13 protein-coding genes are annotated in these 14837 nt (G+C 66.3%); 6 read left to right on the top strand and 7 right to left on the bottom strand.

Annotated features, from left to right (window positions below):
* Positions 1 to 272: 272 nt before the first annotated feature.
* The 7 genes from AC1RQC_RS26425 to AC1RQC_RS26395 form a co-directional block, all read right to left on the bottom strand.
* Positions 273 to 992 (bottom strand): ABC transporter ATP-binding protein, encoded by a 720-nt coding sequence (locus AC1RQC_RS26425; protein WP_492807656.1) that lies wholly within the window; start codon positions 990 to 992, stop codon positions 273 to 275.
* Positions 989 to 1819 (bottom strand): ABC transporter ATP-binding protein, encoded by an 831-nt coding sequence (locus AC1RQC_RS26420; RefSeq protein ID WP_492372783.1) that lies wholly within the window; start codon positions 1817 to 1819, stop codon positions 989 to 991. The genes AC1RQC_RS26425 and AC1RQC_RS26420 overlap by 4 nt, the downstream gene beginning before the upstream one ends.
* A complete protein-coding gene (locus tag AC1RQC_RS26415) occupies positions 1816 to 2787 on the bottom strand; it encodes a branched-chain amino acid ABC transporter permease (protein ID WP_492372842.1) in 972 nt (323 codons plus the stop codon). The genes AC1RQC_RS26420 and AC1RQC_RS26415 overlap by 4 nt, the downstream gene beginning before the upstream one ends.
* A gap of 58 nt (positions 2788 to 2845) precedes the next feature.
* A complete protein-coding gene (locus tag AC1RQC_RS26410; protein WP_150987739.1) occupies positions 2846 to 3712 on the bottom strand; it encodes a branched-chain amino acid ABC transporter permease in 867 nt (288 codons plus the stop codon).
* A gap of 110 nt (positions 3713 to 3822) precedes the next feature.
* Positions 3823 to 5004: an ABC transporter substrate-binding protein gene (locus tag AC1RQC_RS26405; RefSeq protein WP_183030966.1), complete on the bottom strand. Its 1182-nt coding sequence runs from the start codon at positions 5002 to 5004 to the stop codon at positions 3823 to 3825.
* A 145-nt stretch (positions 5005 to 5149) separates the two neighbouring features.
* Positions 5150 to 5965 (bottom strand): alpha/beta fold hydrolase, encoded by an 816-nt coding sequence (locus AC1RQC_RS26400; RefSeq protein ID WP_492807659.1) that lies wholly within the window; start codon positions 5963 to 5965, stop codon positions 5150 to 5152.
* Positions 5966 to 5979: 14 nt separating this feature from the next.
* Positions 5980 to 7668: a benzoate-CoA ligase family protein gene (locus tag AC1RQC_RS26395; protein WP_492807661.1), complete on the bottom strand. Its 1689-nt coding sequence runs from the start codon at positions 7666 to 7668 to the stop codon at positions 5980 to 5982.
* Between the two features lie 231 nt (positions 7669 to 7899).
* On the opposite strand from AC1RQC_RS26395, the gene AC1RQC_RS26390 reads away from it, so the two are divergent.
* From AC1RQC_RS26390 to AC1RQC_RS26365, 6 genes are all read left to right on the top strand, one after another.
* Positions 7900 to 8838: a helix-turn-helix transcriptional regulator gene (locus tag AC1RQC_RS26390; protein WP_492372781.1), complete on the top strand. Its 939-nt coding sequence runs from the start codon at positions 7900 to 7902 to the stop codon at positions 8836 to 8838.
* Positions 8839 to 8949: 111 nt separating this feature from the next.
* Positions 8950 to 10638 carry a 2,3-epoxybenzoyl-CoA dihydrolase gene (gene boxC, locus AC1RQC_RS26385; protein ID WP_492885085.1) on the top strand — a complete coding sequence of 563 codons (1689 nt, stop codon included), beginning with the start codon at positions 8950 to 8952 and terminating at the stop codon, positions 10636 to 10638.
* Between the two features lie 83 nt (positions 10639 to 10721).
* Positions 10722 to 12146, top strand: coding sequence for a benzoyl-CoA 2,3-epoxidase subunit BoxB (gene boxB, locus AC1RQC_RS26380; protein ID WP_174422703.1), 1425 nt, complete (start codon positions 10722 to 10724; stop codon positions 12144 to 12146).
* An 84-nt stretch (positions 12147 to 12230) separates the two neighbouring features.
* Positions 12231 to 13469: a benzoyl-CoA 2,3-epoxidase subunit BoxA gene (gene boxA, locus AC1RQC_RS26375; RefSeq protein WP_492372779.1), complete on the top strand. Its 1239-nt coding sequence runs from the start codon at positions 12231 to 12233 to the stop codon at positions 13467 to 13469.
* 213 nt (positions 13470 to 13682) lie between these two features.
* A complete protein-coding gene (locus AC1RQC_RS26370) occupies positions 13683 to 14072 on the top strand; it encodes an MbcA/ParS/Xre antitoxin family protein (protein WP_043345277.1) in 390 nt (129 codons plus the stop codon).
* Positions 14032 to 14784, top strand: coding sequence for an RES family NAD+ phosphorylase (locus AC1RQC_RS26365; RefSeq protein ID WP_492807665.1), 753 nt, complete (start codon positions 14032 to 14034; stop codon positions 14782 to 14784). The genes AC1RQC_RS26370 and AC1RQC_RS26365 overlap by 41 nt, the downstream gene beginning before the upstream one ends.
* The last annotated feature ends 53 nt before the right edge of the window (positions 14785 to 14837 follow it).

The following is a 14837-nucleotide window of genomic DNA, read 5'->3' as shown; positions in this document are numbered from 1 at the left end:
TGAGATGGCGCAACGGCACCGCGCCGCTATTGCATTGCACAAACGCGCGCCATTCTAGATGAAGTGCCGGGTGACGACCACTAGGGAGCATCCCGCCTTGAGGAACCTGCCTCGTGCTGGTGACGTGGCAAGCATGCGAGGGAAGTCCCGCCCGGTCAAGCGCTTGCGCGGGGTGGACCACCAAATCGCCCACGAATAGGGGGATACGCACGTTGCTGCACCGCCACAAACTGTGCACATTTAGTCACAATTGAACATGGATCGTGTGCGGATCAAACGCCAAGATAGCGATCCAGCAAGCCGGGTTGCACCGCCAGTTCGGCCGCAGGCCCGTTCATGACGACCATGCCCTTCTCCAGCACCACCACGCGATCGGCATTGGCCAGCACCGTGCGGTAGTTGCGATCCACCACCACGGATGCAATGCCGGTGGCGCGCACGGTGGCAATGACCTGCCAGATCTCGGCGACAATGCGTGGCGCCAGGCCTTCGGTCGCCTCATCGAGGATCAGGCAGTCCGGGTTGGTCATCAGGGCCCTGCCGATCGACAGCATCTGCTGCTCGCCGCCGGACAGTTGCTGCCCACCGTGGCCAAGGCGCTCCTTGAGGCGCGGGAACAGGTCCAGCACCCTTGCCTCGTCCCAGTCCATCCGGCCAGACGGCCCTTTGCGCGCCGCCATCAAGAGGTTCTCGCGCACTGAGAGATTGGGGAAGATGCCCCGTCCTTCGGGCACATAGGCCACGCCCAGGCGTGCCACTTCATACGGCTGCGCACGGGAGACGTCGCGCCCGCCGGCGAGGATGGTGCCCTCGCGCTGCCGCACATGGCCCAGGAGAGTACGCAGCAGCGTGCTCTTGCCCATGCCGTTGCGCCCCAGCAAGCCCACGGTCTCGCCCGTGCCGACGCTGAAATCGATCCCGCGCAGGACGTGGCTGCTGCCATACCAGGCATGGACGCCGCGTGCGGCAATCATCTCGCTTGGCGCGCTCATGCTGCCTGCTCCCTATGCAGGGCCGCCTGGTGGGAGGCTGCCCCCTCCTCGTCCTTCTCAGCCTCCTCGCCCAGGTAAGCCTGCTGGACTTCGCGATTGACGCGGATCGCTTCGGGATCGCCAGAGGCGATCACAGTGCCGTTGACCATCACCGTGATCCGGTCCGCCACGGAGAACACCGCCTCCATGTCGTGCTCGACCAGCAGCACCGCGTGGCCATCGCGCAGCGAACGCAGCAGCGCAAGCATGCGTGCCGACTCCTCCGCGCCCATGCCGGCCAAAGGCTCATCCAGCAGCAGCACGGTGGGCTGGGTGGCCAGGCACATCGCCACCTCGAGCTGGCGCTTCTGGCCATGCGACAGCGCCGTGGCAACGGTATCCGCGCAGCCTGCCAGGCCGGCGCACTCCAAGGCTTCGTCGCCCAGCGCGCGGCTGGTGCGGCATCGCTGCGCGCCCTCCCACAGCCGCCAGGCCCGCTGCGCGCGCGACTGTGCCGCCAAGCGGCAGTTCTCGCGCACCGTCAGCGGCAGGAAGATATTGTTGCGCTGGTAGCTGCGGCCCACGCCTTCGCGCGCCAGGCGCGGCTGCGACCAGCCGGTCACGTCGCGCCCCTGCAATTGCAGCGCGCCAGACGATGGCGGCAGCTCGCCCGACAACATATTGATCAGCGTGGACTTGCCCGCGCCATTGGTGCCGATCACCGCGTGGATCTCATGCAAGGCCAGGTCCAGGTCCACGTCGCCCACCGCGGTGAGGCCGCCAAAGCGGCGAGTCAGCTTGCGGGCCGACAGGACCGGCGCAGGTACGACAGGTACAGGTGCGTTCATCGTGATCCTCCTTGGCGCCGGCGCGCGGCACCACGGGCCAGGCTGATCAGCCCATGCGGCAGCAAAGCCACCGCCAGGATGACAAAGCCGCCCATCAGCAACTGCCAGTGCTTGGTCAGCGTGCTGAACCACTCCGCGAGCAAGACGAAGGAGAAGGCCCCCAGCACCGCGCCCGCCAGGCTGCCGGCCCCGCCCAGGATCACCATCAGCATGGCGTTGCCGGACTGGTGCCAGGATGCGATCTCCGGATTGACGAAGCCGTACTGGATGGCATACAGGTAGCCGGCCAGGCCGGCAAAGGTGCCGGCCACCACGAAGGCGCCAAGCTGGTAGCGATAGGTGGCATAACCGGCAGCACGCATGCGCTGCTCGTTATGCTTGATGCCCACCAGCGCATGGCCGAAGCGCGAGCGCAGCACCACCGCCAGCCCGGCCACCGTGAGCACCAGCGCGCCAAGCACCAGCCAGTAGAAATGCGTGACGTCGTTGACGTCGAACGGGTGCGCCCCCAACAAGCCGAACTCCGGTCGGAAATAGATATAGGTACCGTCGCTGCCGCCCGCGATCTTGGTGTCGTGAAAGACGAAATACACCATCTGCGCGAATGCCAGCGTGACCATGATGAAATAGATGCCACGCGTGCGCAGCACCAGCGCGCCCACCACCAGCGCCAGCAGCGCGGCCGCGCCAAGCGCGCCCATCAGCAAAAGCCAGCCGTTGCCCGGACCGGCCTGCGGCGCCATCATCGCGGTGGCGTAGGCGGCCATGGCAAAGTAAGCCGCATGGCCCAAGCTGACCAGCCCGGTGTAGCCGATCAGCAACTGCAGCGACAGCGCGAAGATGGCCATGATCATGACCTTGCTGACCAGCTCGATGTAAAAACGCTGCCCGTCCGAGTTCAGCAGTAGCGGCAGCACTGCCAGCACCGCAAACGCGGCCAGCCAGCCCAGGCCGCCCAGCCAGGGCATGGGCTGGCTGCGCGCGCGCGCCGGCCCCTCCAATGCATTGGTATCGCTTGGCATATCCCTACCCCGCCTTGAACAAGCCCTGGGGTTTCCAGAGCAGGATGAGTGCCATCAGCAGGTAGACCAGCACGCCGGAGGCCTCCTGCCAGAACACCTTGCCGAACGTATCGACGAAACCCAGCAGCAGCGAGGCCACCATGGCCCCCTTGACCGAGCCGATGCCACCGATCACCACCACCACGAAGCACACGATCAGCACCTGGCTGCCCATGCCCGGATAGACCGAGGACACCGGCGCGGCGATCATGCCGGCCAGCACCGCCAGGGCCACGCCCAGCGCAAACACGAAGCGGTACAGCACCGTGACGTTGATGCCCAGCGACTGCACCATCTCGCGATTGGTGGCGCCGGCGCGAATCATCATGCCAAGGCGCGTGCGGCGGATGACCAGGTACATGGCCGCGGCCACCAGCAGGCAGATCGCGGAGATAAACAGGCGATAGACCGGATAGGTCATGTCATTGCCGATCGGCAGGGCCCAGTCGAGCATGGCCGGCACGGTCACGCCATGTACGTCGTCGTCCACCAGGATGCTGCGCAGTTCCTCGAACACAAGGATGAGCCCGTAGGTCATCAGCACCTGCTGCAGATGCTCGCGCTCGTAGAGATAGCTGAAGAACACCCACTCCAGCACGTAGCCGAACGCCACCGCCAGCACGATGCCCAGCGGAATGGCGATCAGCAGGCTGCCGGTCAGCCCGGCCAGCGTGAAAGCCAGGTAGGCGCCCAGCATGTAGAAGCTGCCGTGGGCGAGGTTGATCACGCCCATGATGCCGAAGATCAACGTCAGGCCGCTCGCGACAAGAAAGAGCAATAGGCCGTACTGGATGCTATTGAGGCACTGAATGAAGAAGGAAACGATATCCATGGATATCCATGCGGCAAAGCGGCAACTCGGTTGCGGTATGCGGCCCGGCTGGCGCCGGGCCGGACTTCGGCACGGCGCCTTGGCGGCGGCGGGCCACGGCGACTACCCGCTCAGAGCCGGCAGCCGCGCGCCGGATCGGCCAACGCCTTCACTGCAACGGCGCCCAGCTTGTTCTCCCGGCCATCGACTTTGCGCAGGTAGAAATCCTGCACCGGATTGTGGGCCTTCGAGAGCGTGAAAGTCCCGCGCGGGCTATCGACCTTGGTCTGCTCCATCGCCTTGATGACCTCGGCCTTCTTGCTCATGTCGCCCTTGACCGCGCCGGCGCCTGCGGCCAGCAACTGCGCGGCGTCGTAGCCCTGCACGGCGTACACGTCGGGCTGCAGCTTGTAGGCCTTGGCGTATTCCAGGCGGAAGCTCTTGTCGCGCGGGTTGGGCAGGCCATCGGCATAGTGCAGCGTGGTTTCGATGCCTTGCGCCGCGGCGCCCTGTGCTTCCAGCGTGCCGTCGGTGAGGAAGCCCGACGCGTAGAGCGGAATCTTGTCCTTGAGGCCCGCCGCGGCCCAGTCCTTGACGAATTTCACGGCGCCGCCGCCGGCGAAGAACACGAAGACCGCATCGGGCTTGATCGATGCGACCTCGGTGATCAACGCCTGGAATTCCACGTTGGGGAACGGCAGGCTCAACTCCTTCACCACCTTGCCGCCCTTGGCCTCGAAGGCTTCCTTGAAGCCCTTGACCGACTGCTCGCCGGCCGCGTATTTCCACGTCAGCGTGACCACCTTCTTCATGCCGCGCTCGGCCAGCACATGGCCCATGGCGTAGCCCGGCTGCCAGTTCGAAAACGAGGAGCGGAAGATATTGGGGCCGCACAGCGGGCCGGTGGCTTCATCCACACCCGCATTGGGAATGATCAGCAGCGTGTTGTTTTCCTTGGCCACCTTGACGATGCCCATCTGCACGCCCGAGTGCACCGTGCCCACCACCACGTCGACCTGGTCGCGCTTGATCAGCTTGGTGGCGTTCTCCGGCGACTTGGCCGGATCGGACTCGTCGTCCACCTTGAAGTACTCGATCTCACGCCCGCCCAGCTTGCCGCCCTGCTCCTGCACGTACATCTTGAAGCCATTCTCGATGGCGTTGCCCAGCGACGCATAGGTGCCCGTGTAAGGCAGCATGAAGCCAACCTTGATCTTGCCGGTGCCCTGGGCATTGGCGCCCGCGGCAAAGGCAAGGGATGCAGCGATGGCTAGGCATGCGGGGGCCAGCCCGCGCGATGTGAAGCGATGCATGGATGTCTCCTGGTGGTCAAGCCGACTTCCGTCGCCTGGGCCGGCATCGCCAGCCTGCGGGACTCCCATCCGTGCGCGGCATTCGCAGACCTCGCGAGCTGCCGGACGGGGGGGAACTGCAGGCCAACGCGCAGGGGGCGCGGAATTATTTTAGGTATGAAGTATGTGCCGTTATAAACCTGACTGCCGCGTCCGTCAACGGCCCGGGCTGGTCGCGGTGAGGCGAGTGGCCGCATCGCGGGAGTTTAAGCAGGACGGTTTGTGGCGCATATCGATGGATACCCTCAATCTGCGCCATGGTGCCGTATTCATCGTCCTCGCCTTGCACCGCCAGCACGGGACATTGGATCTGCGACAGCAGCGGATGCAGGTCGAAGGCGCGGAACGCGGGATCGAGCCAGATATCGTTCCAACCCCAGAAGGCGGAATCCACATCGTCGTGATGGCGCGCCAGCTTGCTGCGCAGGTCCGCCTGCAGATAGGCCTCGCGGGCGGCCCGGATGCTGCTCACCGAGATATCCTCCACCAGGATGTGCGGCGCCAGCACGGTGATGCCATCGACCGCCTGAGGGAAACTCGCGGCATGTATCAGCGCGATCGAGCCGCCGTCGCTGTGGCCGAACAGCCAGGGCTTGCCACGTTTGCGTCCCGGCCCGATCTCGAGTGTGTCGAACAGCGCCGGCAGTGCCTCGCGCGCCTGGCGATGCATGTAGTCGACGCCCCACTTTTCCGGGGCGGGACGCGGGGTGGAGCGCCCATAGCCATAACGCGACAGCACCAGCCCGCGAAAGTCTCCAGCCTCGCACAGCGCGGCGGGATAGTCGCGCCACATGCTGATCGAACCCAGCCCCTCGTGCAGGAAGACCACCAGCGGGCGCTCCTGCCGCTGCGGCCGCAGCCACTGGATCTCTACCTGGATACGGCGGCCGTCGAACGGAATTTCCACCAATTCGCTTTGCATGCCCTTGCCCTTCATCATCGGTCTGTCGTCGCCGGCGCGATTGCCGACTCCGGAGCCGCGCCATCGGCAGCCGCGTGCGCAGCCTGCTCACGCTGGCGCAGCCGGAAGCGCTGGATCTTGCCGGTGGCCGTCTTCGGCAGTTCAGCCACGCACTCGATCTGGCGCGGATACTTATACGGGGCCAGCCGCGACTTGACGAACGCCTGCAGCTCGGCCGCCATGCCCTCATGCCAGGACTGGCCGGGGCGCAGCACCACGAAGGCTTTCGGCTTGACCAGTTCGTCGGCATCGGCCACGCCGATCACCGCTGCCTCCAGCACGGCCGGATGCAAGGCCAGCACGGCCTCGACCTCGAATGGCGATACATAGATGCCGCCCACCTTGAGCATATCGTCGCTGCGCCCGGCGTAGATGAAATAGCCATCCGCATCCTGCTGGTACTTGTCGCCGCTGCGGGTCCATTCGCCCACGAAGGTGTCGCGGGTCTTGTCGCGGTTGCCCCAGTACATCAGCGCGGCGCTCGGGCCCTTGATAAAGAGGTCGCCAATCTCGCCCTGCGCGCAGGGCTGGCCCGCTTCATCCAGCAGCCTCAGCGCGTAGCCGGGCACCGGCTTGCCGGTGGTGCCGTAGCGCACGTCGCCGGGACGGTTCGACAGGAAGATGTGCAACATCTCGGTGGAGCCAATGCCGTCGAGGATGTCGCAGCCAAAATGCGCGCGGAAACGATCACCGATATCCTTGGGCAGTGCCTCGCCCGCCGACGTGCAAACGCGCAGCGCAACCTCCGGCCGACGCGGCAGGTCGCCCGCGGCCAGCATGCCGGCATATAACGTGGGCACGCCGCAGAAAACCGTCGGGCGCTGCTCGCGCAGCCGGCGGAACACCGCTTGCGGCGTGGGACGTTCGGCCATCAACACGGTGGTGGCGCCAACGGCAAGCGGAAACGTCAGCGCATTGCCCAGGCCGTAGGCGAAGAACAGCTTCGCCGCGGAAAAAACCACGTCGTCTTCACGCAGGCCAAGCACCTGGCGCGCATAGAGATCGGCGGTATGGAACAGGTTGCCATGCGTGTGCACGGTGCCCTTTGGGCGCCCCGTGGAGCCGGACGAATACAGCCAGAAGGCGATGTCGTCCGGCCGTGTGGCGGCAGCGCCTTCCAGCGCCATGCCCTGCCCGGCCATCTCGGCCACGCTCGGCCCCGGGCCGGCACTGCCGGCATCCGGTGCGGCGAGGATCAGCGCGGGCGCGGTGCCAGCTTTGCCGATGGCATCGCGCATGACGCTGGCCAGCGGTGCCGAGACCACGACCGCGCGCGCGCCGCTGTGGTCCAGCATGTAGGCGTAGTCGTCGACGGTCAGCAGCGTGTTGACGGCCACGGGCACCACGCCGGCGAGCAGGCAGCCGAGGAACACCGTGGGGAAATCGATGGTGTCCAGCGCGCACAGCAGCAGGCGCTCCTCGGGGCGGATCCCGGCATGCAGCAGGGCGGCGGCAAAGCGCCGGCATCGCTGGTCCAGCGCGGCAAAGCTGAGCAGGCCGGCATCGTCCACATAGGCGACCTTGTCGGCGCGGCCTGCCGCCAGGTTGCGCGACAGCAAGTCGGCGGCGGCGTTGTAGCGGGCCGGCAGTACGGAAATGGCCGCCGCTGTAGCGGCATGAGTCGCATCGGCCGCCGGGGACGGGGATGCAATGGGGGGCGTCATGTCTCCACTCCTCGATGCCGTCCCCGGGGTCGCACTTCGCCGTGGGAACGGAGTCAGGTTTGTCGTGATTTTTTGTTTTTTCTTGACCTGCATTTGTCGATGCATTTTATTGCATATCGCCTATTATGCAAGCAGAGAAATGCACTATATGACACGAAGGCCGCGTCCCTTATAATCGCAACCCCGATCCTGGCCCCAACCGCTCCCATTCCCTATCCAAACCCGCCCGCCATGCGCCGCGACCCAGACCCACTGCTGGCCCCCGATTCCTCCGACGCCCGCCCTGCCGGCGAGCGCGATCCCTACCTGACGCAACTCGGCGAGCGCATCCGCTCGCTGCGCGCGGCGCGGGGCATGTCGCGCAAGGACCTCGCGCGCGGCGCGGAGGTGTCCGAGCGCTACCTCGCCAACCTGGAGACCGGCACCGGCAATGCGTCCGTGCTGCTGCTGCGCCAGGTGGCGCGCGCGCTGGATGTGCCGCTGCCGGTGGTGCTGGCGGAGATGGAGACCCAGCACGCTGCTGGTGGCCAGCCTGCCTCGGAGTTCTCGCAGCTGGTGCAGTGGCTGGCGCAACTGCCCGCGGCCGACCTGTCACGCGTGCGCGAGGCTTGCCGCCATGCCCTGGCGCCCTCCGCCTCCCATGACGCGCGCCATCGCCGCATTACGCTGATCGGGCTGCGCGGCGCCGGCAAATCCACACTCGGGCGGGCGCTGGCCGCGGCCATGGAAGTGCCCTTCGTCGAGCTCAACGGTGTCATAGAGCAGGAAGCCGGTGCCAGCCTGGCCGAAATCCACTCCCTCTACGGGCAGGCCGCCTACCGCCGCTACGAGATGCGCGCACTTGAACGCGTGCTGCGGGAGAACGACCGCATGGTGCTGGCCACACCCGGGAGCCTGGTCTCGGAGCCCTCCACCTTCAACCTGCTGCTGGCACGCTGCTACACAGTCTGGGTAAAGACCTCGCCCGAGGAACACATGGCACGAGTGGTAGCGCAGGGCGACATGCGCCCGATGGAAGGCAACCGTGAAGCCATGGACGATCTGCGCCGGATCCTGCTGGCGCGCACTCCGCTGTACTCCCGCGCGGACGTGACGATCGACACCAGCGGCCAGGATCCCACCACCTCCCTGCAGGCTTTGCGCGCCCATCTTCGCGTGATTGGCGCGTGATTGGTACCTGTTTGGCGCCTGAACATCGAGCAAGGATTGCGTCGGCCAGATTTGTGCACTATATTTCATCACAAGGGATGATCGACAATATAATGCATAAAGGAGACCACGATGTCCGCCCCGGCCACTCCCACCGCCACGACGATTGAGCAAGCCCCCGTCACCTTTGAGCGCGACCCCGCGCAGTACCGCCACTGGAAACTGACGTTCGCGGGCCCGGTGGCCACGCTGTCCATGGATGTCGACGAAGACGGCGGCCTGCGCCCCGGCTATGCCCTCAAGCTGAACTCCTACGACCTCGGCGTGGACATCGAACTGCACGACGCCGTGCAGCGCATCCGCTTCGAGCACCCGGAAGTGCGCACCGTGGTCCTCACCAGCGCCAAGGACCGCATTTTCTGCTCAGGCGCCAACATCTTCATGCTCGGCAAGTCATCGCACGCCTGGAAGGTGAACTTCTGCAAGTTCACCAACGAAACCCGCAATGGCATCGAGGACGCCAGCCGCCACTCTGGCCTGAAGTTCATCGCGGCCTGCAACGGCACCACCGCCGGCGGCGGCTATGAGCTGGCCCTGGCCTGTGACGAGATCGTGCTGGTCGACGACCGTTCCTCCGCCGTCAGCCTGCCCGAAGTGCCGCTGCTGGGCGTGCTGCCTGGCACCGGCGGGCTCACGCGCATCACCGACAAGCGCCGGGTGCGGCGCGACCACGCCGACATCTTCTGCACCACCACCGAGGGCGTGCGTGGGCAGCGGGCGCACGACTGGAAACTGGTCGATGCCGTGGTCAAGCCGGCGCGCTTCGCGGAACATGTGCAACAGCGCGCGCTTGCGCTTGCCGCGCAGAGCGACCGGCCCGCCGGCCAGGATGGCGTGAAGCTCACGCCACTGTCGCGCAGCCAGGATGCGCACGGATACCGCTATGAAACGGTCCAGGTGCATATCGACCCGCATGCCCGCAAGGCCACGCTGACGGTCTTCGGCCCGACCAAGCACCAGCCGCAGGCGCTGGCCGCGATCCTTGCCGCCGGCGCCGACTGGTGGCCGCTGAAGATGGCGCGCGAGCTCGACGACGCCATCCTCACGCTGCGCGCCAACCATCTCGACATTGGCATGTGGATCCTCAAGACCGAAGGCGATCCCCATCAGGTGCTGGCCACCGATGCGCTGCTGGATGCGCATGCCGGGCACTGGTTCGTGCGCGAAACCATCGGCATGCTGCGCCGCACGCTGGCGCGCCTGGAGGTGTCGTCGCGCACGCTGTTTGCGCTGATCGAGCCGGACTCCTGCTTTGCCGGCACGTTGCTAGAGCTGGCCCTGGCCGCCGACCGCAGCTACATGCTGCACCTGCCCGACGCGCCGGACGATGCACCGCGCGTGTTCGCCAGCGCCGCCAACTTCGGCCGCTATCCGGCCGTCAACGGGCTGACCCGGCTGGCCGCGCGTTTCTACCAGGACGAGGTGGCGGTCCAGGCCGTGCAGGACCATATCGGCGCGCCGCTCGACGCCATCAACGCCGCCTCGCTCGGCCTCGTCACCGCCACGCCCGACGACATCGACTGGGAAGACGAGATCCGCATTGCCATCGAGGAGCGCGCCAGCCTGTCGCCGGACGCCTTGACGGGACTCGAAGCCAACCTGCGCTTCGGGCCGGTGGAGACCATGGAGACCCGCATCTTTGGCCGCCTCACCGCCTGGCAGAACTGGATCTTCAACCGGCCAAATGCGGTGGGCGAGCAAGGCGCGCTCAAGGTGTTCGGCTCGGGCAACAAGGCCCGCTTCGACTGGGACCGCGTCTGAGCCCGTTTGCCCATCCGGGCCAGCCGTCCGCGCAACAAGAAACAAAAAACAAGAAACAAGAAACAAGACAAGGAGACAACCCCGTGAGCATCGACTACAGCCAGAAGATCCCGAACAACGTCAACCTGTCCGACGACCGCGCGCTGCAACGCGCGCTCGAGCACTGGCAGCCCGCCTTTCTCGACTGGTGGCGCGACATGGGACCCGAAGGCTCGCACCAGCACGATGTCTACCTGCGCACGGCGGTCTCAGTCGATCCTTCCGGCTGGGCGCATTTCGACCACGTCAAGATGCCCGACTATCGCTGGGGCATCTTCCTCCAGCCCGCCGACCCGGCACGCCGCATTCATTTCGGCGAGCACAAGGGCGAAGCGGCCTGGCAGGAAGTGCCGGGCGAGCATCGCGCCAACCTGCGGCGCATCATCGTCACCCAGGGCGACACCGAGCCGGCCTCGGTGGAGCAGCAACGCCACCTGGGCATGACCTGCCCCTCGCTCTACGACCTGCGCAACCTGTTCCAGGTCAATGTGGAAGAAGGCCGCCACCTGTGGGCCATGGTGTACCTGCTGCATCGCCATTTTGGGCGCGACGGGCGCGAAGAGGCCGAGGCGCTGCTGGGACGGCGTTCCGGCGACGAGGACAACCCGCGCATCCTGGGCGCCTTCAATGAGCGCACGCCCGACTGGCTGGCCTTCTTCATGTTCACCCACTTCACCGACCGCGACGGCAAGTTCCAGCTCTGCGCGCTGGCCGAATCCAGCTTCGACCCGCTGGCGCGCACCACGCGCTTCATGCTGACCGAAGAAGCCCACCACATGTTCGTCGGCGAGTCCGGCATCTCCCGCGTGATCCAGCGCACCTGCGAAGTCATGCGCGAGCGCGATATCCAGGATCCCGCGGACGTGCGTGCTGCTGGCGTGATCGATCTCGATACCATCCAGCGCTACCTCAACTTCCACTACAGCGTGACCATCGACCTGTTCGGCGCCGACCAGTCGTCCAACGCCGCCACTTTCTACAGCGCCGGGCTCAAGGGCCGCTTCGAGGAAGGCAAGCGTGGCGACGACCACGTGCTCAAGGGCGAGGTGTACCGCATCCTCGACGTCACCGACGGCCGCCTGGGCGAGCGTGAGGTGCCCATGCTCAACGCGCTCAACGAGGTGCTGCGCGACGACTACGTCAAGGACACGCTCGGCGGCGTGGCGCGCTGGAACAAGGTGATCGAAAAGCACGGCATCGCATTCCGCATGACAGTGCCGCACAAGGCATTCAACCGCAAGATCGGTAGCCTGGCCAACGTCCATGTCTCGCCGGCTGGCGAACTGCTCACCGAAGCGCAATGGCAGGCCGGCGAGCGCGAGTGGCTGGCAACCGACGAGGACCGCGCCTTCGTGGCCTCGCTGATGGGCCGGGTCACCGAGCCCGGCAAGTACGCCAACTGGATCGCTCCGCCGGTGGTGGGCGTCAACCGCCAGCCGATGGATTTCGAGTACGTGCGCTTCAACTGACCCTGACCAGCCCGGACTGACCCACGGGCAACATGCGGCGCAGCACCGGCGACAGACCGGCCGCGCGCCAAGGAGACCAAAGAGATGGGCGCCCCCGACATCATCAAGCAGCACCTGATCGACCCCGAGATCTGCATCCGCTGCAACACCTGCGAAGACACCTGCCCGATCGACGCGATCACCCATGACGACCGCAACTACGTGGTCAGGGCCGACGTGTGCAACGGCTGCGGCGCCTGCCTGGGGCCGTGCCCCACCGGCGCGATCGACAACTGGCGCACGATGCTCAAAAGCGCGGCCTATCCGATCGAGGCGCAGTTGCTATGGGACGAACTCCCCGCCAGCCTGCCCTTGCCGGCGGACGCGGGGCTCGATAGCGCGCCGGATCCGGCTTCACCGCCGCAGACCGGGCAGGAGCCGCAAACCCAGCAGGTGGAAACCAGCCGGCATACCTCGCCCAAGGCGCCGTGGTCGGCGGCGCATCCGTATGTCAACCTGCACGGCGTGCGCGCCCCCGTCACCGCCACCGTGGCCGGCAACTACCGCCTGACCGCCGACGACGCATCGAGCGATGTGCATCACATCGTGCTGGATTTCGGGCAGCACTATTTCCCGGTGCTGGAAGGCCAGGCCATCGGCATCGTGCCGCCCGGCACCGACGCCAACGGCAAGCCGCACTACATCCGCATGTACTCGATCGCCAGCCCGCGCGACGGCGAGCGGCCGGGCTACAACAACCTGGCGCTCACCGTGAAGCGCGTCGAGCAGGATCATGACGGGCAGCCTGTGCGCGGCGTGGCATCCAACTTCCTGTGCGATCTCGCGCGCGGCGACGAAGTGCGCGTGGTCGGCCCGTTCGGCACCACCTTCCTGATGCCCAACCACCGTGAAGCCAGCGTGATGATGATCTGCACCGGCACCGGCTCGGCCCCGATGCGCGCCATGACGGAGCACATGCGGCGCAACGTCGAGCAATTCGACGGACAGCGCCTGTTGTTCTTCGGCGCCCGCAACGCGCGGGAACTACCCTACTTCGGCCCGTTGATGAAACTGCCGCCGAGCTTCCTCGATATCCATCTCGCCTTCTCGCGCGATCCCGGCCAGCCCCGACGCTATGTGCAGGACGCCATCCGCGAAGCCGGCGCCCGCGTGGCGGCGCTGCTCAACGACCCGCACGGCCATGTCTACATCTGCGGCCTCAAGGGAATGGAAGACGGGGTGCTGGCTGCGTTCGCAGAGGTCTGCGCCAGCACCGGGCTGGCCTGGGGTGAACTGGAGGTTGCCATGAAGACAGAGGGACGGCTGCATATCGAGACGTACTGAGACGTACTGAGACATACTGATCCGGCGGAAGGCCTCGCTCCGTTGCGCCCCACACCCTCGCAACGCAGAGCGCCGCAGAAATGTCGTATACAGGACAAGTGCGCATTCTGCAGTGGGCGAGGCCACCAAACCATGCGGATAAAGATGGTGTTTTCCCGCTTCCCTTACGAAACGAACCGCCTATAATGTTTCTGAAGAAACAGGAGCGAGGCGATGCAACCCAAGCAAGTCCCGGAGCATCTTCCTGCCGGCAGTCCGGACCCCGGCACCACCCTCACCAAGGCGGTCATGCGTGCAGCCGGCTTTCTTGGCATCAGCCAGGCAGGCGTGGCCAACGTGCTGGGCATCAGCACCGCCTCTGTGTCCCGAATGGCTTCCGGGGGCTATGTGCTCGATGCGCATCGCAAGGAATGGGAGTTCGGCGTGCTGTTCGTGCGCCTGTTCCGCTCGCTCGACGCCATCCTCGGCCACAGCGACCAGGCCCGCCTCTGGCTGGCCAACGAAAACCTGGCGTTGGGTGGCAAGCCGCTCGACCTGATCCGCACAACAGAGGGCCTGGTACGTGTCGTTCACTATCTGGATGCCACCCGCGGTCGCGTCTGAGCGCAAGCCGTTTGCGCTCACGCTCTGGCGCGCGGTTGAGGCCCAGCATGTGGTATCGACCATGCCGCTGGTCGACAGCCTGGAGGAGCAGGCCGTGCTGGAAGCCGTGCTGGACGCCGGCAAGCCCGCGGTGCCCGCCGACGCACGCCACCTGCACTACCTTCTGTTCACGCCCTTTCGCTACCCGCCCTCGCCCTGGGGCTCGCGCTTTCGCGCCGAGCAGGATCCTGGCGTGTTCTACGGCGCGGACGATATTCGCACCGCCTGCGCGGAACTGGGCTACTGGCGCTGGCGCTTCCTGCTCGACAGCCCGGCGCTGCCCCGCATCGACGCCCGGCCCCATACCTTGTTCCAGGTGAGCGTGCGCACCGAAGGCATCGCGCTCGACGCCCCGCCCTTTGCCGAAGACGCAACGAAGTGGACCGATCCCGACCACTATGATGCCTGCCAGGCCTTGGCCCGCACGGCCCGGGAAGCTGGCCTCGGCATGATCCGCTACACCTCGGTGCGCGACCCGGAGCACGGCGCCTGCGCCGCACTGCTAACCCCGCGCGCCTTCGCCGAACCCCAGCCACGCGTCACCACCACCTGGATGCTGACCGTGCGGCCTGACCGCGTCATCTGGCAACGCGACGACCTGCTGCAGCGGGACAGCTTCCAGTTTGCCGCCAGCGTCTGGCAGCGCAGCAAGGCCAGTCCCGCCCCTGCCTGAACCCCCGCGCGCCATTGCGGCCGCGATCCTTATCGGGGCGAGTTCTTGCGCCC

The sequence above is a fragment of the Cupriavidus sp. GW822-FHT03E04 genome (assembly GCF_058801495.1).
The sequence above is the reverse complement of the archived record's forward strand: the minus strand, read 5'-3'. Positions and strand labels throughout refer to the sequence as shown.